Here is a 19,119-nt window from a genome sequence, read left to right on the forward strand (position 1 = left end):
GGGGCTCGTCCGCGGACGAGCTGACCGGGCGTCCTCTCCGCGAGGTGCTGCGGATCGCGGAGGGCAGCGAGGTGGAGGACCTGCTGCGGAACGTGCTGGAGAGCGGGGAGGCCCTGCGCGGGCACGTCGTGCGGGTGCGGGTCGAGGGGGATCCTCAGGAGCGGTACTTCGAGCTCACCGCCCAGCGCCTGCTGAATCCGGAGGGGCGGGTGCTGGGTCTGGCGGGCGCCGTGATCGACGTCACCGACCGGGAACGCGAACACGCCCGCGTCGGGGTGCTGGAGGCGATACGCCGCCGGGTGGGCCGCACCCTGGATCCCTCGGTGAGCGGCGAGGAGCTCGCCGGAGCCGTGGTTCCCGAGTTCGCCGACGTGGCGATCGTGGAGGTGGTGGACTCCGTGCTCCGCGGCGACGATCCGCCTCTCGCTCCGCTGCCGCCGGGCACGCCCCTGATGCGCACCGCCTTCCGCAGCCGCCTGGACGACCTGCCGCAGGCGCACCCCGTGGGCACCATACTCCGTCTGCCGGCCCCCACGCCCTTCACCCAGGCCCTGACCGATCTGCGGCCCCGGGTGGTTCCGCTGCACCCGTCCGCCCCGTGGCTGTCCGTCGACCCGCCGCGTGCGACGGCGATGCGCGCGGCGCGGTGCCACACACTGCTGGTGGTGCCCCTGGCCCTGCGCGACACGGTGCTCGGGCTGGTCAGCCTCTACCGCGCGGAGCCGTCCCCGCCGTTCGACGCGGACGACCGGCGGCTCGCCGTCGAGCTGGCCGCGCACACCGCCCTGGGCATCGACAACGCCCGGCACTACGTCCGTGAGCACACCGTGGCCGCCCTGGTCCAGCGCCGGCTGCTGCCCCGCCGCCCGGAGAGCCACACCTCCCTCCAGGCCGCCTTCCTGACGGTCACCGGTGCCGACCCCGGTGCCTGGTACGACACCATTCCCCTGTCCGGGGCCCGTACCGCGCTCGTGGTCGGCAGGGTGTCCGGGCAGGGGCTGAACGCGGCCACGACCATGGGCCGGCTGCGTACCGTCGTACGGTCCCTGTCGGCCTTCGACCTCGCTCCCGACGAGCTCATGGCCCGGCTGCACGACACGGCGGTCGAGCTCGCGTCCGAGCGGGCGGACCTGCCGCTGGGCGACCCGCTGCGCTGCGAGACGCTCACCGCCGACTGCGTGTACGCCGTCCACGATCCCCTGACCGGCACCTGCGTGATGGCGGTGGCGGGCTCTCTGACGCCCGTCGTGGGGCTGCCGGACCGCACCGTCACCGTTCCCGACTGCCCGGCCGGGCCGTCCCTGGCCTCCCGGGAGGACGCTCCCTTCGCCACGGTCGAGTTCGAGGTCCCGGAGGGCAGCGTGCTGGTCTTCGCCAGCGATCCGCGCATCACCAGCAGCCTCGCGCTGTCCTCCGGACCGCTGCGCGTGGTGCCGGACTACGACAGGCGTCCGCTGCGGGAGCTGTGCGACGCCCTGGTCTACGCCCTTCCGGACAGTCTGGGCACGGGTGACGCGGCGGTGATCGTCGCCCGCGCCCGCTCCTTCTCGCCGGGCGGGTTCGCCTCCTGGCGGCTCGACGCGGATCCCTCCTCGGTGGCCATCGCCCGCGACCGTGCCCGCAAGCAGCTCACCGACTGGCAGGTGGATCCCGAGACGGCCTACAACACGGAGCTCATCGTCAGCGAACTCGTCACCAATGCCCTCAAGTACGGGGTCCCGCCGGTCGAACTCCGCCTGATCCGCGACCGCACCCTCACCTGCGAGGTGCGGGACTCCGGGTCGGCCGCCCCGCATCTGCGCCACGCCCGGGTCGTCGACGAGGGCGGCCGCGGCCTGTTCATCGTCTCCCAGCTGGCCCATGCGTGGGGCACCCGCTTCACCCCCTCGGGCAAGACGACCTGGACCGAACAGCCCCTTTCCCAGCGGTGAACCGCTGTCGACCCGCGGCCGCTGCAACCCTGCCGCAACCTCCGTCCTGCTTGTCTGGACCCCGGGTCCCGAACCCCGGCTTCTGCTCCCTGCGACTTCCTGCGACGAAGGACGGCGACGATGCACGAGGAGATCCCGCGTGTCGAACTCACGCCCGCGGCGGCCGAGCTGGTGCGGCGGCTGAGCCGGACGCACGGACCGCTGATGTTCCATCAGTCGGGCGGCTGCTGCGACGGCAGCGCCCCCATGTGCTACCCGGAGGGCGAGTTCCGCACCGGTGACTCGGACGTGCTGCTCGCAGAGCTGGAGGTGGAGGGAGTGAACCGGCCGGTGGCGTTCTGGATGTCGCGCAGCCAGTACGAGGCGTGGAGCCACACGCGGCTGATCGTCGACGTGGTGCCCGGCCGGGGCAGCGGTTTCTCCCTGGAGGCGCCCGAGGGGGTGCGCTTTCTCGTCCGTTCCCGGGTGATCGGCGCCTGAGCGTCCGCGAAGGACCGTGTCAGGGGCGCAGACCGCCGACGATGTGCGCCGCGGCCGCCAGGCCCTCGTGGAGGGTGGGCGCCATGCTCGTCCCGGCCAGGCAGAAGCCGAGCAGCACGCAGAGCAGGGCGTGCGAGAGCTTCAGGGCGCCGTTGCGCACGAAGATCACCGCGATGATCAGGAGCAGCAGCACCACAGAGATGGAAACAATCATCGTCGGCCTCCTCCGCCACGCCCGCCTCGCGGTTTCGGCCGCAAGTGTGGCGCAGCGAAGGGGGCGGCCGGGCGGCAGACGTGTCCTCCAAATGTGTGGTTCTGCCGGGCTGCTCCCCGTGCGCCGGCGCCCCCGGAAGCCGCCGACGGGCCCCGCCGGACCGCCCGCGCTCCCCGCGAACCACCCATGACCCCGGTCAACGACCTTTCGGCGAAGGTGAGTTGACGAACCGTCAACTCACCTTCCGCACAGCGCTGTTCGTCCGTGCCAGCGAACTGCCGGTCATGCAGCGGTTCCGTCCTCGAGCGAGGGCATCACGACGACCCGGCCCGTGGTGACGCCGTCGGCGACCCGCTGCACGGCGGCCGCCGCCCCGCCCAGCGGCACCCGCTCGCTCACCAGCGGTCTGATCGCGCCCCGGGCGGCCAGCTCGGTGAGCTGCTCATGGCAGTGCCGGACCAGCCGGGGGTTCCTGGTGAGGTACAGGCCCCAGTGCAGGCCGAGAATCGCGTAGTTCTTGACGAGGGCGTGGTTGAGGGCCGGGCTCGGGATGGTCCCGCTCGCGAAGCCCACGACGACGATCCGCCCCTCGAAGGCGACGACCTTGGCGGACTGGGCGTACGCCTCGCCGCCGACCGGGTCGTAGATCACGTCGGCTCCCCGGCCGCCGGTGGCCTCCTTGACGGCGGCGATGACGTCCTCCGTCCGCCGGTCCACGACGACGTCGCAGCCCAGCTCCCGTGCCACGGCGGCCTTCTCGGCACCGCCGACGACACCGATGACCCGGGCGCCGGCCGCCTTGCCGAGCTGTACGGCCGCGCTGCCGACCCCGCCGGCGGCGGCGTGCACCAGCAGGGTCTCGCCGGCTTCGAGGCGGGCCCGGCGGTGAAGGGCGAACCAGCCCGTCTGGTAGCCGATGTGCAGGGCCGCGGCCTCGGCGTCGTCCAGCGTGTCCGGGGCGGGCAGCAGGGCGGCGGCGTCGGCGACGGCGTACTCGGCGAAACCGCCGTACGGCAGCGCCGGGCCGGCGATCACCCGGCGCCCGTCCTCGGTCTCGCCGCAGATCTCCACGCCCGGGGTGAAGGGCAGCGGCGGCCGGACCTGGTAGTGGCCCCGGCACAGCAGCGCGTCGGGGAAGTTGACGTTGGCGGCACGCACCTTCAGCAGGACCTGGCCGTCACCGGGGGTGGGCGGCTCGGTCTCCTCCAGGCGCATCACCCTGTTCGGCTCGCCGTTCTCGTGCACCCGCCATGCCTGCATGCGCCGCCTCCAGGACTGCGTCGTCGGGACCGGATCACCGCATACTAAGCAGTCGCTTGCCGATCGGGAACCCCGGAGGTCAGCCACCTCCCCCACGACGTGCGGGCCGCGCCCGTACATGCATCCGCTCGCCCTGCGGCCCGAACAGGCTCAGGAATTCCACCGGCCCCTCCCCCGTCGACCCGAACCAGTGCGGCACCCGCGTGTCGAACTCGGCCGCCTCGCCCGCGGTCAGCACCAGATCGTGCTCGCCCAGCACCAGCCGGAGCCTGCCGGACAGCACGTACAGCCATTCGTATCCCTCGTGGGTCCGCGGCTCCGGCTCGAGCCTGCGCTGCGGTTCGAGCACCTTGAACGCCTGCAGCCCGCCCGGCTGACGGGTGAGCGGCCAGTGGGTGCGGCCGCCGTGCACGATCGGTTTCGCACGCACCCGGGGGTCGCCGACCGGCGGGGCGCCGACCAGCTCGTCCAGGGGGACCCGGTGGGCCTGCGCGATCGGCAGCAGCAGTTCCAGGCTGGGCCTGCGCAGGCCCGACTCCAGCCGCGACAGGGTGCTGACGGAGATCCCGGTCGCCTTGGAGAGCGCGGCGAGGGTCACCTTCCGCTCCTTGCGTATCCGCCGGAGCCGTGGGCCCACACCGGCCAGTACGTCCTCGACAGCCATGCGTTCATTGCAGAATCGGCAAAGAAGTTTGTCAACGCGGCACCGGTCGGGCGACCGTCCTGGCGGAGGTGGTCGCCTTGACCCGCACGACAGGAAAGACGGAAAAGACGGAAAAGAACGGAACCCTCGGCGGGAACCCCGGCGGGAGCCACGACGGGAGCCGCGGCGAGGACCACGGCACGGACCGCGGCACAAGCACCGGCGGGAAGCACGGAGACCGGTACGAGGCCGTCGTCGTCGGCGGCGGCGCGGCGGGACTGTCCGCCGCACTGGTCCTCGGCCGGTCCCGGCGGCGCACCCTGGTCGTCGACGCGGGCGAGCCGCGCAACGCGCCCGCCGCGCACATGCAGGGGTATCTCTCGCGGGACGGAATGCCGCCGGCGCAGTTCCTCGCCGTCGGCCGCGAGGAGATCGCGCGGTACGGGGTGGAGCTGGTCCGGGACCGGGCGGTGGACGCCGTCCGGGACGCCGCCGGGGAGTTCGACGTGACCCTGGCGGAAGGGCGCACCGTCCACGCCCGGCACCTGGTCGTCGCCACCGGGCTGAAGGACGAGCTCCCGGCGCTGCCGGGTCTTGCCGAACGCTTCGGCCGGGATGTGCTGCACTGCCCGTACTGCCACGGCTGGGAGGTCCGCGACCGGGCCTTCGGCGTGCTCGCCACCAGCCCGCTGAGCGTCCATCAGGCGCTGATGGTCACCCAGTGGTCCAAGGACGTGACCTTCTTCCTGCACGAGGTGGCCGAGGCGGAGCTGTCCGACGACGACCTGCGCAGGCTCGCGGCGGCCGGTGTCCGGGTGGTGCCCGGCCGGGTGGCGGAACTGCTCGTCGAAACCGGCCGGCTGACCGGGGTCCGGCTCGCCGGGGACGCCTCCTCGGGAAAGGGCACGCAGTACCCCCTCGAGGTGCTGTTCGTCGCGCCCCGCGCCGTCCCCAGCACCGGGCTCCTGCGGCGGCTGGGCGCCGAGCTGCGCGAGACCCCGTTCGGCGCGTATCCCGTGACCGACGAGCGGGGTCTGACGACCGTGCCCGGGCTGTGGGCGGCCGGGAACGCCGCCGGCTTCGCCGAGCAGGTGATCAACGCGGCGAGCCGCGGCTACCGGGCCGGTGCGGCGATCAACGGCGAGCTGCTGTTCGCCGACCTCGACGCGGCCGTCGCGGCGGGCGGTGCCGCCGGGATGTAGGACGCCGCCCGGCGGTGCACCATGGCCGCATGCTGTTCGCCCGCTTGGCCCAGGTGTCGCGGGAGGTCGCGGCCACCTCGGCACGGTCGGGGAAGGTCGCCCTGCTCGCGGAGCTGTTCCGGGAGGCGGAGCCGGACGACGCGCCGGTCGTCATTCCGTATCTGGCCGGGCGGCTGCCGCAGGGGCGGCTGGGCGTGGGGTGGCGGTCCCTGGGCCGCAGGGTCCCGCCCGCCGCCGCGCCCTCCCTGACCGTGCGCGAGGTGGACCTCCGGCTGAGCGAGCTCGGCAGGACGTCCGGCCCCGGGGCGCGGGCGCGGCGGTCGCGGATCGTCGGCGCGCTGCTGGGCGCGGCCACCGAGGACGAGCAGCGGTTCCTGCTGGGGCTGCTCACCGGGGAGCTCCGGCAGGGCGCGCTGGAGGCCCTCGCCGTGGAGGGGCTGGCCCGGGCGACGGGGGCGCCGGCGGCGGACGTGCGGCGGGCGGTGATGCTGGCCGGGTCGTTGCAGGCGGTGGCGCGGGCCCTGCTCGCGGACGGCCCGCCGGCGCTGGCGCGCTTCCGGCTCACGGTGGGCCGCCCGGTGCTTCCGATGCTGGCGCACAGCGCCTCCTCGGTGGCCGAGGCGGTCGGCCGGCTGGGCGCCTGCGCCGTCGAGGAGAAGCTGGACGGCATCCGTGTCCAGGTCCACCGGGACGGCGGCACCCTGCGGATCCACACCCGCGCCCTCGAGGACATCACCGACCGGCTGCCCGAGGTCGCCGCGGCCGCCCTGGGGCTGGCGGGCGAGCGGTTCATCCTGGACGGCGAGGTCGTCTCCTTCGGGGCGGACGGCCGCCCGCGGTCGTTCCAGGAGACCGCCGGGCGCGTCGGCTCACGGGTGGACGTGGCCGCGGCCGCCGCGGCGGTCCCCGTCTCCCCCGTCTTCTTCGACGTGCTGGCGGTCGACGGCCGTGAGCTGCTCGACCTGCCGCTGGCCGAGCGGTACGCCGAGCTGGCCCGGCTGGTCCCGGAGCCGATGCGGGTCAGGCGCGTCCAGGTGTCCGGGCCCGGGGAGGCGGCCGAGGCGGAGCGGTTCCTCGCCGAGACCCTGGAGCGCGGTCACGAGGGCGTGGTCGTGAAGGCCCTGGACGCCCCCTACAGCGCGGGCCGGCGCGGTGCGTCCTGGCGGAAGGTCAAGCCCGTGCACACCGCGGACCTGGTGGTCCTGGCCGCCGAGTGGGGCCATGGCCGCCGCGCCGGCAGGCTGTCCAACCTGCATCTGGGCGCCCGTACCGCCGACGGCGGCTTCGCCATGCTGGGCAAGACCTTCAAGGGCCTGACGGACGCGATGCTGGCCTGGCAGACCGAGCGGCTGCGCCGGCTGGCCGTCGAGGAGAAGGAGTGGGGAGTGGTGGTGCGCCCGGAGCTCGTCGTCGAGATCGCCTACGACGGCCTGCAGCGCTCCCCCCGCTATCCGGCGGGTGTCGCCCTCCGCTTCGCCCGGGTCCTGCGTCACCGCGAGGACAAGCGGCCCGAGGAGGCGGACACCGTGGAGACGCTGCTGGCCGCGCACCCGGGGGTCGTGCCGTGACCGGGAGGCGAAGCGCCGGTCTGCTGCTGTTCCGGCGGACCGGCACCGGCCTGGAGGTGCTGCTGGGGCACATGGGCGGCCCCTTCTGGGCGCGGCGCGACGCGGGGGCCTGGACCGTCCCCAAGGGCGAGTACGGCCCCGGGGAGTCCGCCTGGGAGGCCGCCCGCCGCGAGTTCCGGGAGGAGCTGGGGACGGCGCCGCCCAACGGCACGGCGGTGCCGCTGGGCGAGGTCCGGCAGAGGAACGGCAAGACCGTCGCCGTCTGGGCGGTGGAGGCCGACCTCGACCCGGCGGCGGTCGTGCCCGGCACGTTCCCGCTGGAGTGGCCGCCGCGCTCCGGGCGGGTCCAGGAGTTCCCGGAGCTGGACCGGGTGGCGTGGTTCGGCCTGGACCGGGCCCGCGAGGTGATCGTCGAGGCGCAGGCCGCGTTTCTCGACCGGCTGGCTGAGCACTCGCCCTGAGAAGACCCTCACGCGTTGCGGCGGCACCGCGGCGCGCGAGGGCCGAAGCACAGCCCGTACCAGGGAGGTCGGTCATGTCGATCGCCACGGTGAACCCGGCCACCGGTGAGACGCTCAAGACGTACGAGGCCATGGGCGAGGAGGAGATCGAGCGGCGGCTCCAGCTCGCCCAGGCCACCTTCCGCACGTACCGGACGACGTCCTTCGCCGAGCGGGCCCGGCTGATGAACGAGGCCGCCGGTCTCCTCGACGAGGACCGGCAGGAGATCGCCCGTGTCATGACCACGGAGATGGGCAAGCCGGTCACGCAGTCCCGCGCGGAGGCCGCGAAGTGCGCGAAGGCGATGCGCTGGTACGCCGGGCACGCCGAGGAGCTGCTGGCCGACGAGGAGCCCGCCGCCGCCGATGTGAAGGACTCCGGGGCCTCCCGGGTCGTGGTGCGCTACCGGCCGCTCGGTCCGGTGCTGGCGGTGATGCCCTGGAACTTCCCGCTGTGGCAGGTGATCCGGTTCGCGGCGCCCGCGCTGATGGCCGGCAACGTCGGTCTGCTCAAGCACGCCTCCAACGTGCCGCAGACCGCCCTGTACCTGGAGGACCTGTTCCACCGGGCGGGCTTCGCCGAGGGCTGCTTCCAGACCCTGCTCATCGGCTCCGGCGCGGTCGACGACATCCTGCGCGACGAGCGGGTGAGGGCGGCCACCCTGACCGGCAGCGAGCCGGCGGGGCGGGCGGTGGCGTCCACCGCCGGGGAGATGGTCAAGAAGACGGTGCTGGAGCTGGGCGGCAGCGACCCGTTCGTCGTGATGCCGTCCGCCGACCTCGACCGGGCCGCCGAGGTCGCGGTGACCGCACGGGTGCAGAACACCGGGCAGTCGTGCATCGCCGCCAAGCGGTTCATCGTGCACACGGACGTCTACGACGCCTTCACCGAGCGTTTCGTGGCCGGGATGAGGGCGCTGAGGGTCGGCGACCCGATGCAGGAGGACACCCAGGTCGGTCCCCTGGCCAGCGAGCGCGGCCGGGCGGACCTGGAGGAGCTGGTCGACGACGCGCGGCGGAGCGGGGCGAAGGTGCTGTGCGGCGGCGAACGGCCCGACTGGCCCGGCTGGTACTACCCGCCGACCGTGCTGGCGGACGTCACCCGCGAGATGCGCATCCACCGCGAGGAGGCCTTCGGCCCGGTGGCCGCGCTGTACCGGGCGACCGACCTGGACGAGGCCGTGCTGATCGCCAACGACTCGCCGTTCGGGCTGAGTTCGAATGTCTGGACCCGGGACGAGGACGAGGCCGACCGGTTCGTGCGGGACCTGGAGGCGGGCGGGGTGTACATCAACGGGATGACCGCCTCGCACCCGGCGTTCCCCTTCGGCGGGGTGAAGCGGTCGGGGTACGGGCGTGAGCTGTCCGGGCACGGAATCCGAGAGTTCTGCAACATCACCACCGTATGGCACGGAGTGTGAGGTTTCCGAGGCTACGATCCCTTTTGTGAACCGCGAAGTGACTCTGCCTCTGATCGTCGACGACCGCGGTACGTTGCAGGTGGCCGCGGCCGATGTGAGCAAGCTGCTGCGGACGGTCGGCGGCCGGTGGCTGCGTCTGGTGGAGGCCGGCCAGGGGGGTCTCGACGAGGACACCGTCGCCGCCCTGACCATCGAGCTGGCCAAGCTGGCCGACCGCATCGACGTGGCCTGCATCGCCCACAGCAGCGGCGCGACGCCTTCCGGTTGACCGGGCCCGCCCGCCGCCGGCGTCCCGGCCGCGCGCCGGCGGGGATCCGCCCGGGTGCGCCCAGCCGCGCCGTCCGCCCCGGAGAGCTCGGACGGCGCGGCCGGACGTCCTCGGGACCGTCGCGGCCCGGCCGCGCCCGTCGCGGTCCGGCTGCGCATCGCACACGGCCGCTGCCCGCCCGGGGGCCGGGCGGCCATCCACCGCATTCCCTCTGACCAGCCGCTTTCCGCTCAACAGGGGTGGCGGGGACGTCGTTTCACCACCGCCGCGCAAGACGTCCGGTGCTCACGCGCTGTCGCCGAATCGGAGTAGTCCACCGAGAGATCGTCGCCCTCCCGGGTGATGGTGGGTGGAGCACCCCCATGGGTGCACCACCCTCTGACCGGAGGGCCCACCGGCTCTCCGGACGGCGAAAGCAGGCACGGCTCATGGCGACTTTGTGCAGACCTTCGGTGTCCGTTCCAGAGCACGTGATCACCATGGAGGAAACGCTGGAGCTCGCGCGCTCCCGCCACGCGGACCACCCTCAACTCGCGCTGGCGCTCCGCCTGATCGAGAACACCGGCGTGCGCACCCGGCACATCGTGCAGCCCATCGAGGAGACCCTCAAGCACCCCGGCTTCGAACAGCGCAACAAGATCTACGAGCAGGAGGCCAAGGCCAGGGTCCCCGCGGTCGTCCGGCGCGCACTCGACGACGCCGGGCTCCTGTCCTCCGACATCGATGTCATCATCTACGTCTCGTGCACGGGCTTCATGATGCCCTCGCTCACGGCGTGGCTGATCAACGAGATGGGCTTCGACTCGACCACCCGTCAACTCCCCATAGCCCAGCTGGGCTGTGCGGCCGGCGGTGCGGCGATCAACCGGGCCCACGACTTCTGCACGGCCTACCCGGAGGCCAATGCGCTCATCGTGGCCTGCGAGTTCTGCTCGCTGTGCTACCAGCCCACCGACCTCGGCGTCGGCTCCCTGCTCTCCAACGGTCTGTTCGGTGACGGCATCGCCGCCGCCGTGGTCCGCGGCACCGGCGGCACCGGTGTCCGGCTGGAGCGCAACGGCTCGTACCTGATCCCCAAGACCGAGGGGTGGATCGCGTACGACGTCCGGGAGACCGGCTTCCACTTCATGCTGGACAAGCGGGTGCCCACCACCATGGAGCCGCTCGCCCCGGCCCTGCGGGCCCTGGCCGAGCAGCACGACTGGGACGCGTCGAACCTGGACTTCTACGTCGTCCACGCCGGCGGCCCCCGCATCCTGGACGACCTCAGCAAGTTCCTGAACGTCGATCCGTACGCGTTCCGGTTCAGCCGGGCCACGCTCACCGAGTACGGCAACATCGCCAGTGCCGTCGTCCTGGACGCGCTGCGCCGGATGTTCGACGAGGGAGCCCCCGAGGACCAGGCGCGCGGGCTGCTCGCCGGGTTCGGTCCCGGCATCACCGCCGAGATGTCGCTCGGCAGCTGGCAGAACGGAGCCGGGGCATGACCGAGGAGACGCTCACCGAACCGCTGCCTCCGGTACGGCACTGGCCCGTGCTCGACCCGGCCGGCGTCGGCCTCGACCCGGTCCTGGCCGATCTGATGCGCAAGGGCCCGGTCGCCCGTGTCGCGCTGCCCGGAGGCGAGGGCTGGGCCTGGCTGGTGACCCGCATGGACGACGTGCGAAGGGTCACCGGGGACCCCCGGTTCGGCCGTACGGCGGCCCTGGAGCACGGGGCCGCCCGGCCGGCCCCGCACCCCGCGCCGGCCCACGAGGCGATCGGCCTCCTGGATCCGTCCGACCACGCCCGGCTGCGCCGCGTGATCGCTCCCGCCCTCTCCGCACACGGTGTCGCGCGGGTGCGGGAGAGCTCCCGGCGGATGCTGGACGAACTGGTCGACGGCCTCCTCCGGGACGGCCCGCCCGCCGATCTCGTCCATGCGGTGCTCGGCCCGTTCCCGTCCCTGGTGGTCTGCGAGCTGATGGGGGTGCCGCCCGCCGACCGGCACGGCGTGCGCACCTGGGCCCGGCGGGTCCTGTCCTCCCCGCACGGCGCCGGCGAACAGGCCCGGGAGGAGATGGGCGCGTACTTCGCCGAACTCGTCGACGCGCGCCTGGAGAGCACCGGCGAGGACATCGCCTCGCTCCTCGGCGCGGCCGTGGGGTGCCGGGAGATCACCCTGCGGGAGGCCGTGGATCTCGCGGTGCTCCTGCAGACCGGCGGCGAGGCGGTCGGGGACAGCGGCGGGCAGCTGTTCCACCTCCTGCTCACCCGCCCCGAGCTGGCCGAACGGCTGCGCCGCGAGCCGGGGATCCGTCCGCGGGCCGTGGAGGAACTGCTGCGGTACCTCCCGCACCGCAACGCGCTCGGGCCGCCCCGGGTCGTCCTGGAGGACCTGAGCGTCAAAGGCGTACGGATGCGCGCCGGCGACGTCGTCCATGTGTCGTACCTCGCCGCCAACCGCGACCCGGACGTCTTCCCGGACCCCGAGTCGGTCGACTTCTCGCGCACCCCGAACCCGCATGTGGCGTTCGGCTCCGGCCCGCACCACTGCCCGGGCGGCCCGCTGACCCGGCTGGTAATGGAGCTGCTGGTCGACGCCCTGCTGGACCGGGTGCCGGGGCTGAGGCCCGCGGTGCCGGCGGACCAGGTGCCCTTCGGGAAGGGCGCCTCGGCCCGCGGGCCCGAGTCCCTGCCCGTGACGTGGTGAGCCCGCGATGACCACGGAAGGACTGCTCGTGCCGCCGGGCCACGGGCGGGTCATCGAGACACCGGCTCAGCGGGTGACGTTCAAGGTCACCGGCGCGCACTCGCGGGTGGCCTCCACCTTCGAGGTGGAGGTCCCGCCGGGCTTCGACGTGGGTGCCCATGTGCACGCGCACAGCGAGGAGTTCTTCTACGTGCTCGAGGGCGAGCTGGACGTGCTCGCCTTCGAGCCGCGGGTCCGGACTCCCGACCGCTGGCAGACATGGGAGTCCCGCTCCGGCCAGGGCGTGGTGCGGGCGACCCCGGGCACGGCCATCGTCGTGCCCCCGGGCTGCCCGCACGCGTTCGCCAACCCGACCGACGCCCCGGCGAAGATGCTCTTCCAGGCCTCCCCGCCCCCGGACCACGAGCGCTACTTCGAGGAGCTGCTCGACATCCTGGGCAGCAAAGGCCCTCCGGACCACGAGGCCATCGAGGCACTGCGCAAGCGTTACGACATCGAGCAGCTGACGCCGCTCAGGCACCGTTAGCGCCGTCGCGCCGCCGGCACCGGCGAGGCGACGGCGCCGGCGGCGCCGGCGGTGCCGTCAGCGGATCGGCATTCCCGAGAGCGTCCGTGCGATCACCAGCCGCTGGATCTCGCTCGTCCCTTCGAAGATCGTATAAATGGCCGCGTCGCGGTGCATCCGCTCCACCGGGTACTCCCTGGTGTAGCCGTTGCCGCCCAGGATCTGGATGGCCTGGGCGGTGACCTTCTTCGCGGTCTCGCTGGCGAACAGCTTGGACATCGAGCCCTCGGCGGCGGTGAACGGCTTGCCGTTGACCGCCATCCAGGAGGCGCGCCACACCAGCAGGCGGGCGGCGTCGATCCGGGTGCGCATGTCGGCGAGCTGGAAGGCGACGCCCTGGTTGTCGATGATCGGCCGGCCGAACTGCTCGCGGGTCTTCGCGTAGTCGAGGGCGATCTCGTACGCGGCCCGGGCGGTGCCCACCGCCATCGCGCCGACGGCCGGGCGGGACGCCTCGAAGGTGGCCATCGCCGCGTTCTTCCCCCTCTCCCGGCTGCCGGCCGGGGAGGAGCTGCCCGTCCCGCCCTTCCGGAGCCTCTCCCGGGCCCGGGCCAGACGCTCGTCCAGCTTCTCCTTGCCGCCGAGCAGGCAGGAGCCGGGGACGCGCACATTGTCCAGGATCACCTCGGCGGTGTGCGAGGCGCGGATGCCGTGCTTCTTGAACTTCTGCCCCTGGGACAGTCCCGGGGTGTTCGGCGGGACGATGAAGGAGGCGTGCCCCCTGGAGCCCAGCTCGGGGTCGACGGAGGCGACGACCACATGGACGTTCGCGATGCCGCCGTTGGTCACCCAGGTCTTGGTGCCGTTGATCACCCACTCGTCCTTGGCCTCGTCGTACACCGCGCGGGTGCGCATGGAGGCCACGTCGGAGCCGGCGTCGGGCTCGGAGGAGCAGAAGGCGGCGACCTTGACGTCGTTCGGGTCGCCGTACATCTGCGGGATCCAGGTGCCGATCTGCTCGTCGGTACCGTTGGTGAGGACGCCGACCGCGGCCAGGCCGGTGCCGACGATGGACAGGGCGATGCCGGCGTCGCCCCAGAACAGCTCCTCCATGACCATGGGGATGCCGAGACCGGTGGGGTCGAAGTACTGCTGGGCGTAGAAGTCGAGGGAGTAGATGCCGATCTTCGCGGCCTCCTGGATGACCGGCCAGGGGGTCTCCTCGCGCTCGTCCCACTCGGCGGCCGCGGGACGGATCACATCGGCCGCGAAGCCGTGCAGCCAGTCCCGGACCTCCTTCTGCTCGTCGTTGAGCTCCATGGTGAACTCGGCCATGTCCCCTCCAGCGGCGCACCTGCGTGTTACTTGCGGTAACGCTACTGCCTGGTTTACCCGTGAGTAAAGTCGGCCTCCGGCAGCTCCCTGGCAGCCCGTTCGAGATGTCGGCCACCGTCAAGTGCTAGTTTGCGCAGGCGTCACCGAATCAGCACGGGTGGGGAGAGCTCATGGACACCACGCAGCGGACCGATCAGCAGCGTTCCGCCGACCGCCGACGGCGCGAGCTGCTGGAGGCCGCCGACCGGGTGGTTCTGCGCGACGGCCCGCAGGCGTCGATGAACGCCATCGCCGCCGAGGCCGGCATCACCAAGCCGATCCTCTACCGCCACTTCGGCGACAAGGGAGGGCTGTACGCCGCTCTCGCCAAGCGGCACACCGACGCCCTGCTCGACTCGCTGCGGGCCGCGCTGGACGCCCCCGGGGACCGGCGCGAGCGGGTGGAGGCCACGCTGGACACCTATCTTGCGGCCATCGAGGCCCGCCCGCAGGTCTACCGGTTCCTGATGCACCCGGCGGAGGGCAGCCAGGTCGGCGACCAGGGCTTCGACGTCGGCAAGCACTCCGCTCCGCTGCTGCGCCGCATGGGCGAGGAACTGGCCAAGGTCATCGAGGAGCGGCTGGACCTCGGCCCGAACAGCCGTCAGCTGGCCCGCGTGTGGGGGCACGGCATCGTCGGCATGATGCACGCGGCCGGCGACTGGTGGCTGGGCGAGCGCCCCTGCCCCCGCGCGGAGCTGGTGCGCAGCCTCGCGGACCTGCTGTGGGGCCGGCTGGCGGCGGCCGGGGACAAGGTGGGCGGCCCGGGCTTCTAGCGGCCCGGCTTCCAGGGCTGCCGTCCGGACCGGCCCGGCCGCGGCGAGCGGTGCCCTGCGGCCGGGCCGGGCGGAGTCCGGCGCGCACGGCCGCACGGCGAGGAGAGGAACAGAGGGCGGCAGAGGGCCGGAGGAGAGACAGAGGGAGACAAGGGACGGGGAGGGCGGAAGGAGGAGTCCGCCGCGGAGTGCCGGCGAGCCGGCGGCGACGCGGGGGATGCACGCACCCCCCGCGGTCCGTGGCGCGATCCGGACGGCCCTCCCAAGGGTCCCCGGCCCCTCAGGACTCCCCGGCGTCTTCCCGGGCCGCGCGGTTCCACGGCGCCCTCGCCGCCCGCCTCAGCACCCTCCGTCTGCGCCATCCCGTGAGGCGGTCCACGTACAGGCGCCCCTGGAGGTGGTCGCACTCGTGCTGCAGACACCGTGCGAAGAATCCCGTCCCGCGCACGGTGACCGGCTCCCCGGTCGCCGTGAACCCCTCGACGACCGCCTCGTCGTAGCGCTCCGTCCCCGCCTCCAGCCCCGGCAGGGACAGACAGCCCTCCGGGCCGCGGACCACCACGCCGCCCGTCTCCACCAGCCGCGGGTTCACCACATGTCCCAGGTGGCGCACGTCCTCGTCGTCCGGGCAGTCGTACACGAACACCCGCAGGGACTCCCCCACCTGATTCGCGGCCAGACCCACGCCCCGTGCCGCGTACATCGTGGCGAACATGTCCTCCACCAGCCGGGACAGCGCGGGACCGAAGTCGGTGACCTCCGCGCAGGGCGCGCCGAGAACGGGGTCGCCGAACAGGGTGAGGGGCCGGACGCGTCCGCGGGCGCCGGGTATCGAGCCATGTCGCATGGCGGCAAGGGTACGGTTCCCTCGGCCCGCGCCCCGCCGCGCAGCCGCGGGCCGGGATTCGGGAGCACCAGTGGATCTCGATAGGCTGAGGCCCCCACCACGGTGCCGGATGACTCAGCGCGGCGCGTACGCAAGGAGGATCGAGAACTGATGGCAGGCAACTCGGACCCGCTTACGCCGCGGGCCAAACTGGCCGTGACGGCGGGCAGGGCGGTCGCTGCGGCGTCGCGCGCCGCGGGTCGCGGCAGTGGTTCGGTGATCGGTGGTCGGGTGGCCCTGAAACTCGACCCCGACCTGCTCAGCCGGCTCGCCCAGCACCTGGAGGTGGTCCTGGTCTCGGCGACCAACGGCAAGACCACCACCACCCGGCTCATCGCCGAGGCGCTGCGGGCCGCGGGTCCGGTCGTCTCCAACGCCCTCGGCGCCAACATGCCGGCGGGCATCACCTCGGCGCTGGCGGGCGGCTCGGACGCCAAGTTCGGTGTGCTCGAGGTCGACGAGAAGTACCTCGCGGTCGTGGCCCGGGACACCGACCCCAAGTGCATCGCGCTGCTCAACCTCTCCCGCGACCAGCTCGACCGCGCCGGTGAGACCCGGATGCTCGCCGAGAACTGGCGCGAGGCCCTGACCGGGTCCAAGGCCGTGATCGTCGCCAACTGCGACGACCCGCTGGTGGTGTGGGCCGCGTCCTCCTCCCCCCATGTGGTCTGGGTGGCCGCCGGGCAGGTGTGGAAGGACGACGCCTGGTCCTGCCCGTCCTGCGGCGGTGTGATGCAGCGTCCCGGCGACGACTGGTTCTGCAACGAGTGCGGTTTCCGCCGGCCCGCCCCCAACTGGGTGCTGAACGGCGACCACGTCCTCGACCCGCACGGCTCCGCCTGGCCGATCCGTCTGCAGCTGCCGGGCCGCGCCAACAAGGCCAACGCCGCCACCTCCGCGGCCGTCGCCGCCGTCTTCGGGGTGCCGCCGCAGGTCGCCCTGGAGCGGATGTTCCAGGTCCAGGCGGTCGCCGGCCGCTACGACGTCGTCAAGTTCCAGGGCCGTGACCTGCGGCTGCTGCTGGCGAAGAACCCGGCCGGCTGGCTGGAGACCTTCTCCCTGATCGACCCGCCGCCCGCGCCCGTCATCCTGTCGGTGAACGCGCGCAGCGCCGACGGCACCGACACCTCCTGGCTGTGGGACGTCGACTACACCCGGCTGACCGGCCACCCCCTCTTCGTGCTCGGCGACCGGAAGCTGGACCTCGCGGTGCGTCTGGAGGTGGCCAACCAGCAGTTCCAGGTCTGCGACAGCCTCGAGCAGGCCGTTCAGCAGGCGCCGCCCGGCCGGATCGAGGTCATCGCCAACTACACCGCGTTCCAGGACCTGCGCCGCCGCGTCGGCAACTGATCACGAAGGACGAGCACTTCCATGAGCGACAACCAACTGCGGCTGGTGTGGGTCTACCCGGACCTGCTGAGCACCTACGGCGACCAGGGCAATGTGCTGGTCGTGGAGCGCCGGGCCCGGCAGCGCGGCCTGGACGTGGCCCGCCTGGACGTGCGCAGCGACCAGCCGGTCCCGACCTCCGGCGACATCTATCTGATCGGCGGCGGCGAGGACCGGCCGCAGCGGCTCGCGGCGGAGCGGCTGCGGCGCGACGGCGGTCTGGTCAAGGCCGTGGAGAACGGTGCGATCGTCTTCGCGGTCTGCGCCGGCTACCAGATCCTCGGCCACGAGTTCATCAACGACCTCGGGCAGCGCGAGCCGGGGCTGGGCCTGCTCGACGTGGTGTCGGTGCGCGGCGAGGGCGAGCGCTGCGTCGGCGACGTGCTGGCCGACATCGACCCGCAGCTCAACCTGCCCATGCTGACCGGGTTCGAGAACCACCAGGGCGTCACCCACCTCGGCCCCACCGCCCGCCCGTTCGCCCGGGTCCGGATCGGCAAGGGCAACGGCACCGGCGACGGCACGGAGGGCGCGTACAACGACACCGTCTTCGGCACCTACATGCACGGTCCGGTGATGGCCCGCAACCCGCTGATCGCGGACATGCTGCTGAAGCTGGCCCTCGACGTCAACGCGCTTCCGCCGGTCGACGACCGCTGGTACGAGGCGCTGCGCAACGAACGCATCGCCGCCGCCCAGCAGTCCGCGTAGGCCCGCGGCACCGGCGCGCCCGCCCCCTGCGGGAACGGTTCTTCCGCCGCCTCGGCCACCGCGCGTCCACCGGCCCGTCAGCACGGCGCGACCAGCCCGTCTGACGGGCCGTACGCACAGGTGAGCGGCCTCGTCCAGCAGTCGGACGGAGGATTCGGTCCTGCCCCCGAGTGCCGCTAGGGTGGCGGGGACCGAGCCGGACAGCGCGGTCCGGTCCCGTGCCCCACATGAAGAAGGTTGTTCGGGCTATGCGCATTGGTGTCCTCACGTCCGGCGGCGACTGCCCCGGCCTGAACGCCGTCATCCGGTCCGTCGTGCACCGTGCCGTCGTCGACCACGGCGACGAGGTCATCGGCTTCCGCGACGGCTGGAAGGGCCTGCTGGAGTGCGACTACCTCAAGCTCGATCTCGACGCGGTGAGCGGCATCCTCGCCCGCGGCGGCACCATCCTCGGCTCCTCCCGGGTCCGTCCCGAGCACCTGCGGGACGGGGTGGAGCGGGCCAAGGGCCATGTCGAGGAACTCGGCCTCGACGCGATCATCCCGATCGGCGGCGAGGGCACGCTCAAGGCGGCCCGGCTGCTGTCCGACAACGGCCTGCCCATCGTCGGCGTGCCGAAGACCATCGACAACGACATCGCGGCCACGGACGTCACCTTCGGCTTCGACACGGCCGTGACCGTCGCCACCGAGGCCCTGGACCGGCTGAAGACCACCGCCGAGTCCCACCAGCGCGTGCTGATCGTGGAGGTCATGGGCCGCCACACCGGCTGGATCGCGCTGCAGTCCGGCATGGCCGCCGGCGCCCATGCCATCGTCGTCCCGGAACGCCCCTTCGACATCGACGAGCTGACGGAGAGGGTCGGCGCGCGCTTCGCGGCGGGCAAGCGGTTCGCGATCGTGGTGGCCGCGGAGGGCGCCAAGCCCAGGCCCGGCACCATGGACTTCGACGAGGGCGGCAAGGACATCTACGGCCACGAGCGGTTCGCCGGCGTCGCCCGGCAGCTCTCGGACGAGCTGGAGAAGCGGCTCGGCAAGGAGGCCCGGCCCGTCATCCTCGGGCACGTCCAGCGCGGCGGCACCCCAACGGCGTTCGACCGCGTCCTCGCCACCCGGTTCGGCTGGCACGCGGTGGAGGCCGTGCACCGCGGCGAGTTCGGCCGGATGACGGCGCTGCGCGGCACGGACATCGTGACGGTGCCGCTCGCCGACGCGGTCGCGACCCTGAAGACGGTGCCGGCGGAGCGGTACGCCGAGGCGGAGTGCGTGCTGTAGGCGGACACCGGCGCCCGTCCCCACC

Annotated in this window: 19 protein-coding genes; 14 read left to right on the top strand and 5 right to left on the bottom strand. The window is 73.0% G+C overall.

The genetic code is table 11. The features are described from left to right. Together CCN35_RS22775 and CCN35_RS22780 are read left to right on the top strand one after the other, a co-directional pair. Positions 1-1,931 (top strand): SpoIIE family protein phosphatase (locus CCN35_RS22775; protein ID WP_107501084.1); only part of this gene is annotated, 1,931 nt, incomplete at its 5' end. A gap of 120 nt (positions 1,932-2,051) precedes the next feature. Further along, positions 2,052-2,411: a DUF779 domain-containing protein gene (locus tag CCN35_RS22780; RefSeq protein ID WP_086794116.1), complete on the top strand. Its 360-nt coding sequence runs from the start codon at positions 2,052-2,054 to the stop codon at positions 2,409-2,411. 19 nt (positions 2,412-2,430) lie between these two features. Here CCN35_RS22780 and CCN35_RS22785 read toward each other — a convergent pair whose 3' ends face one another. The 3 genes from CCN35_RS22785 to CCN35_RS22795 all read right to left on the bottom strand — a co-directional run bounded on the left by CCN35_RS22785 (position 2,431) and on the right by CCN35_RS22795 (position 4,549). After that, entirely contained in the window at positions 2,431-2,625 is a 195-nt protein-coding gene (locus tag CCN35_RS22785) for a hypothetical protein (protein ID WP_067392271.1), read from the bottom strand. Positions 2,626-2,907: 282 nt separating this feature from the next. Then, complete coding sequence (locus tag CCN35_RS22790; RefSeq protein WP_086794118.1) at positions 2,908-3,885, bottom strand: NADPH:quinone oxidoreductase family protein; 978 nt, start codon at positions 3,883-3,885, stop codon at positions 2,908-2,910. Positions 3,886-3,964: 79 nt separating this feature from the next. After that, positions 3,965-4,549 (bottom strand): helix-turn-helix domain-containing protein, encoded by a 585-nt coding sequence (locus tag CCN35_RS22795; RefSeq protein ID WP_067392276.1) that lies wholly within the window; start codon positions 4,547-4,549, stop codon positions 3,965-3,967. Positions 4,550-4,626: 77 nt separating this feature from the next. On the opposite strand from CCN35_RS22795, the gene CCN35_RS22800 reads away from it, so the two are divergent. From CCN35_RS22800 to CCN35_RS22835, 8 genes are all read left to right on the top strand, one after another. After that, complete coding sequence (locus tag CCN35_RS22800) at positions 4,627-5,730, top strand: NAD(P)/FAD-dependent oxidoreductase (protein WP_425444312.1); 1,104 nt, start codon at positions 4,627-4,629, stop codon at positions 5,728-5,730. A 29-nt stretch (positions 5,731-5,759) separates the two neighbouring features. Then, the gene (locus CCN35_RS22805; protein ID WP_067392279.1) at positions 5,760-7,298 is read left to right on the top strand and encodes an ATP-dependent DNA ligase; all 1,539 of its coding nucleotides are present in this window, start codon (positions 5,760-5,762) and stop codon (positions 7,296-7,298) included. After that, positions 7,295-7,759 (top strand): NUDIX hydrolase, encoded by a 465-nt coding sequence (locus CCN35_RS22810; RefSeq protein ID WP_086794122.1) that lies wholly within the window; start codon positions 7,295-7,297, stop codon positions 7,757-7,759. Before CCN35_RS22805 ends, CCN35_RS22810 begins: the two co-directional genes overlap by 4 nt. Before the next feature lie 74 nt (positions 7,760-7,833). Further along, on the top strand, positions 7,834-9,219 hold the full coding sequence (locus tag CCN35_RS22815; protein ID WP_067392285.1) for an NADP-dependent succinic semialdehyde dehydrogenase: 1,386 nt from the start codon (positions 7,834-7,836) through the stop codon (positions 9,217-9,219). Positions 9,220-9,244: 25 nt separating this feature from the next. Next, positions 9,245-9,487 carry a DUF6213 family protein gene (locus tag CCN35_RS22820; RefSeq protein ID WP_067392289.1) on the top strand — a complete coding sequence of 81 codons (243 nt, stop codon included), beginning with the start codon at positions 9,245-9,247 and terminating at the stop codon, positions 9,485-9,487. 362 nt (positions 9,488-9,849) lie between these two features. Next, positions 9,850-10,974, top strand: coding sequence for a type III polyketide synthase (locus tag CCN35_RS22825; RefSeq protein WP_268877192.1), 1,125 nt, complete (start codon positions 9,850-9,852; stop codon positions 10,972-10,974). Then, the gene (locus CCN35_RS22830; RefSeq protein ID WP_067392296.1) at positions 10,971-12,179 is read left to right on the top strand and encodes a cytochrome P450; all 1,209 of its coding nucleotides are present in this window, start codon (positions 10,971-10,973) and stop codon (positions 12,177-12,179) included. Before CCN35_RS22825 ends, CCN35_RS22830 begins: the two co-directional genes overlap by 4 nt. Positions 12,180-12,186: 7 nt before the next feature. Beyond that, the gene (locus tag CCN35_RS22835) at positions 12,187-12,705 is read left to right on the top strand and encodes a cupin domain-containing protein (protein ID WP_067392297.1); all 519 of its coding nucleotides are present in this window, start codon (positions 12,187-12,189) and stop codon (positions 12,703-12,705) included. 57 nt (positions 12,706-12,762) lie between these two features. On the opposite strand, the gene CCN35_RS22840 is transcribed toward CCN35_RS22835, so the two are convergent. After that, on the bottom strand, positions 12,763-14,019 hold the full coding sequence (locus CCN35_RS22840) for an acyl-CoA dehydrogenase family protein (protein ID WP_067392300.1): 1,257 nt from the start codon (positions 14,017-14,019) through the stop codon (positions 12,763-12,765). A gap of 170 nt (positions 14,020-14,189) precedes the next feature. On the opposite strand from CCN35_RS22840, the gene CCN35_RS22845 reads away from it, so the two are divergent. Further along, positions 14,190-14,834 (top strand): TetR/AcrR family transcriptional regulator, encoded by a 645-nt coding sequence (locus CCN35_RS22845; protein ID WP_067392302.1) that lies wholly within the window; start codon positions 14,190-14,192, stop codon positions 14,832-14,834. Between the two features lie 280 nt (positions 14,835-15,114). Here the strand turns inward: CCN35_RS22845 and def are convergent, their stop codons facing one another. Then, positions 15,115-15,681 carry a peptide deformylase gene (gene def, locus CCN35_RS22850; RefSeq protein WP_067392304.1) on the bottom strand — a complete coding sequence of 189 codons (567 nt, stop codon included), beginning with the start codon at positions 15,679-15,681 and terminating at the stop codon, positions 15,115-15,117. Between the two features lie 150 nt (positions 15,682-15,831). Between def and CCN35_RS22855 the strand changes: the two genes are divergently transcribed. The 3 genes from CCN35_RS22855 (at position 15,832) to CCN35_RS22865 (ending at position 19,094) form a co-directional block, all read left to right on the top strand. Then, on the top strand, positions 15,832-17,070 hold the full coding sequence (locus tag CCN35_RS22855) for a MurT ligase domain-containing protein (protein WP_067392307.1): 1,239 nt from the start codon (positions 15,832-15,834) through the stop codon (positions 17,068-17,070). Positions 17,071-17,091: 21 nt separating this feature from the next. After that, on the top strand, positions 17,092-17,820 hold the full coding sequence (locus CCN35_RS22860; RefSeq protein ID WP_067392310.1) for a type 1 glutamine amidotransferase: 729 nt from the start codon (positions 17,092-17,094) through the stop codon (positions 17,818-17,820). Between the two features lie 248 nt (positions 17,821-18,068). Continuing rightward, positions 18,069-19,094 carry a 6-phosphofructokinase gene (locus CCN35_RS22865; protein WP_067392318.1) on the top strand — a complete coding sequence of 342 codons (1,026 nt, stop codon included), beginning with the start codon at positions 18,069-18,071 and terminating at the stop codon, positions 19,092-19,094. Positions 19,095-19,119 lie beyond the last annotated feature (25 nt).

Origin of the sequence: Streptomyces thermovulgaris, from assembly GCF_002155915.1 — a bacterium.
Lineage (GTDB): Bacteria > Actinomycetota > Actinomycetes > Streptomycetales > Streptomycetaceae > Streptomyces > Streptomyces thermovulgaris.

Excerpts from the sequence above, each read along its gene's own strand:
- CCN35_RS22780 (WP_086794116.1), top strand. The coding sequence starts at position 2,052 with ATGCACGAGGAGATCCCGCGTGTCGAACTCACGCCCGCGGCGGCCGAG.
- CCN35_RS22785 (WP_067392271.1), bottom strand. The coding sequence starts at position 2,625 with ATGATTGTTTCCATCTCTGTGGTGCTGCTGCTCCTGATCATCGCGGTG.
- CCN35_RS22790 (WP_086794118.1), bottom strand. The coding sequence starts at position 3,885 with ATGCAGGCATGGCGGGTGCACGAGAACGGCGAGCCGAACAGGGTGATG.
- CCN35_RS22795 (WP_067392276.1), bottom strand. The coding sequence starts at position 4,549 with ATGGCTGTCGAGGACGTACTGGCCGGTGTGGGCCCACGGCTCCGGCGG.
- CCN35_RS22805 (WP_067392279.1), top strand. The coding sequence starts at position 5,760 with ATGCTGTTCGCCCGCTTGGCCCAGGTGTCGCGGGAGGTCGCGGCCACC.
- CCN35_RS22815 (WP_067392285.1), top strand. The coding sequence starts at position 7,834 with ATGTCGATCGCCACGGTGAACCCGGCCACCGGTGAGACGCTCAAGACG.
- CCN35_RS22825 (WP_268877192.1), top strand. The coding sequence starts at position 9,850 with ATGGGTGCACCACCCTCTGACCGGAGGGCCCACCGGCTCTCCGGACGG.
- CCN35_RS22830 (WP_067392296.1), top strand. The coding sequence starts at position 10,971 with ATGACCGAGGAGACGCTCACCGAACCGCTGCCTCCGGTACGGCACTGG.
- CCN35_RS22835 (WP_067392297.1), top strand. The coding sequence starts at position 12,187 with ATGACCACGGAAGGACTGCTCGTGCCGCCGGGCCACGGGCGGGTCATC.
- CCN35_RS22840 (WP_067392300.1), bottom strand. The coding sequence starts at position 14,019 with ATGGCCGAGTTCACCATGGAGCTCAACGACGAGCAGAAGGAGGTCCGG.
- CCN35_RS22845 (WP_067392302.1), top strand. The coding sequence starts at position 14,190 with ATGGACACCACGCAGCGGACCGATCAGCAGCGTTCCGCCGACCGCCGA.
- def (WP_067392304.1), bottom strand. The coding sequence starts at position 15,681 with ATGCGACATGGCTCGATACCCGGCGCCCGCGGACGCGTCCGGCCCCTC.
- CCN35_RS22855 (WP_067392307.1), top strand. The coding sequence starts at position 15,832 with ATGGCAGGCAACTCGGACCCGCTTACGCCGCGGGCCAAACTGGCCGTG.
- CCN35_RS22860 (WP_067392310.1), top strand. The coding sequence starts at position 17,092 with ATGAGCGACAACCAACTGCGGCTGGTGTGGGTCTACCCGGACCTGCTG.
- CCN35_RS22865 (WP_067392318.1), top strand. The coding sequence starts at position 18,069 with ATGCGCATTGGTGTCCTCACGTCCGGCGGCGACTGCCCCGGCCTGAAC.